Origin of the sequence: Vibrio sp. 10N.261.55.A7 (assembly GCF_002877365.1) — a bacterium.
Lineage (GTDB): Bacteria > Pseudomonadota > Gammaproteobacteria > Enterobacterales > Vibrionaceae > Vibrio.
This window is the reverse complement of the sequence record NZ_MCWZ01000153.1, coordinates 1-2,355: the sequence shown is the minus strand read 5'-3', so window position 1 is coordinate 2,355 and position 2,355 is coordinate 1. Positions and strand designations below refer to the sequence as shown.

Annotated in this window: 2 protein-coding genes and 1 riboswitch; both genes read right to left on the bottom strand. The window is 45.0% G+C overall.

The window, feature by feature from the left end:
- The coding region (gene thiC, locus BCU12_RS09340; protein WP_102404054.1) for a phosphomethylpyrimidine synthase ThiC at positions 1–1,777 on the bottom strand (1,777 nt) is incomplete at its 3' end.
- Between the two features lie 134 nt (positions 1,778–1,911).
- Positions 1,912–2,010: riboswitch (TPP riboswitch) on the bottom strand.
- A gap of 63 nt (positions 2,011–2,073) precedes the next feature.
- Positions 2,074–2,355 (bottom strand): fluoride efflux transporter CrcB (gene crcB / locus BCU12_RS09335; RefSeq protein ID WP_102404053.1); only part of this gene is annotated, 282 nt, incomplete at its 5' end.

The following is a 2,355-nucleotide window of genomic DNA, read 5'->3' as shown; positions in this document are numbered from 1 at the left end:
CCTCTTGCGAGATCTTCATGGAGCAGAACTTAGGACCGCACATAGAGCAGAAATGAGCAACTTTACCTGACTCTTGAGGAAGTGTTTCGTCATGGAAAGAACGCGCAGTATCTGGGTCTAATGCTAAGTTAAATTGGTCTTCCCATCGGAACTCGAAGCGAGCCTTAGATAACGCATTATCGCGGATCTGTGCGCCTGGGTGACCTTTTGCAAGGTCCGCTGCATGAGCCGCTAACTTATAGGTAATCAAGCCAGTCTTAACATCTTCCTTGTTTGGAAGCCCTAAGTGCTCTTTCGGTGTTACGTAGCAAAGCATTGCACATCCATACCAACCAATCATTGCAGCGCCAATACCCGAGGTGATGTGATCGTAGCCAGGGGCAATGTCAGTCGTCAGCGGGCCTAATGTATAGAACGGAGCCTCATGACAATGCTCTAACTGCTCTTCCATATTCTCTTTAATCATGTGCATTGGAACATGGCCAGGGCCTTCGATGATCACTTGTACATCGTATTCCCATGCAACCTTAGTCAGCTCACCTAGCGTGCGCAGCTCTGCAAATTGTGCTTCATCGTTCGCATCGGCAATCGAGCCAGGACGCAGGCCATCACCAAGTGAAAGCGCCACATCGTACTTAGCACAGATCTCACAAATCTCTCGGAAATGAGTATATAGGAAGCTTTCCTGGTGGTGCGCGAGACACCATTTCGCAATGATAGAACCGCCTCGAGACACAATGCCTGTCACACGTTTTGCCGTCATCGGTACATAACGTAATAACAGCCCGGCATGAATGGTAAAGTAGTCTACGCCCTGCTCTGCTTGTTCAATAAGCGTATCACGCATGACTTCCCAGTTTAGATTCTCTGCTACACCATTTACTTTTTCCAGAGCTTGGTACATAGGAACGGTGCCAATTGGCACTGGGCTGTTACGAAGTATCCATTCACGTGTTTCATGAATATTGCGACCGGTAGACAGATCCATCACCGTATCACCACCCCATCGAGTAGACCAAACAAGCTTTTCAACTTCTTCTTCAATTGAGGAGCTGACAGATGAGTTGCCAATATTGGCATTGACCTTAACAAGAAAGTTTCGGCCAATAATCATAGGCTCAGATTCTGGGTGATTGATGTTTGAAGGGATAATCGCGCGCCCTTCGGCTACTTCTTTTCGTACAAACTCTGGGGTGATTTCTTTTGGCAAATTCGCACCAAAATGATGACCTGGATGCTGATGATTCAATTGCTCATCGGCAAACTTTTGGCGTCCCATATTCTCACGAATAGCAATATACTCCATCTCAGGAGTGATGATTCCCTGACGCGCGTAATGCAGCTGAGTCACACATTGTCCGTCTGTTGCTCGACGAATACGCGGTAAATTACCATAGCGTAAGTCATCAAGCGTTTCGTCTTCTAGGCGCTCCTTCGTATAGACAGAGCTAACATCATCGAGTAATTCCGTGTCTGTACGCTCTTCAATCCATTTCTCACGAAGTTTTGGTAAGCCTTGGTAAAGATCAATTTCATGCTCCGGATCGGTATAGAAACCCGAAGTGTCGTAGACATGGATTGGTTCATTGGGTTCAAAGATTGGCGCTTCTTTCGACCCGCTGACCAAACTGTCTGCCAATGAAATTTCTCTAACTGGCACCTTTATATCTGGGCGAGAGCCTTCAATATACGTTTTAGTAGAATTAGGGTATGGCTGTACTGAAAGTGAATCTATAAATTGTTTCGCTTCCAATCTTGCTTGTTTACGACTCGACATAGCATTCTTCCTTGCCTTGTAATTATGAAAGGTATTTATGGATAAAAATGCTTGGCGGATTGATGCTACAAGAGGGATCGATTACTAAAATTCAGTAATGATCAGATGATAGGATAATCGGCAAGAAAGCCAATTAGGTATCTTCTCTTGTTCCCTTCGCAGGTATTAGCCTGATCAGGTTCAACGGATCCCGAGTTAACGGTCTCAGCCATATGGCACTCCGACAAGTTTGTTCATTATAAAAAATAGGCTTGGAATTACCAAGCCTATTTGTAAAATTTTTGTTTATTTTTTATTCAGGACTTAATCATTAGCTGAAATCCGATCCACGCGGCAGAAATACTGAGAACCACATTAAGCAAGACATTCAGCCCCATTTTGAAAAATGCTCCTTGCTGCATAAGAAGCACATTATCCATAGAGAATGTCGAAAACGTCGTTAGGGCACCAAGAAAACCAAGCCCTATAATCTGACGCCACGGCTCTGTCGCCAAAGAGCCATTTTCAAATGCAGCGATAAGCAATCCCATCATTAAGGAGCCAACCACGTTAACGGTTAGCGTACCGTATGGAAAGCC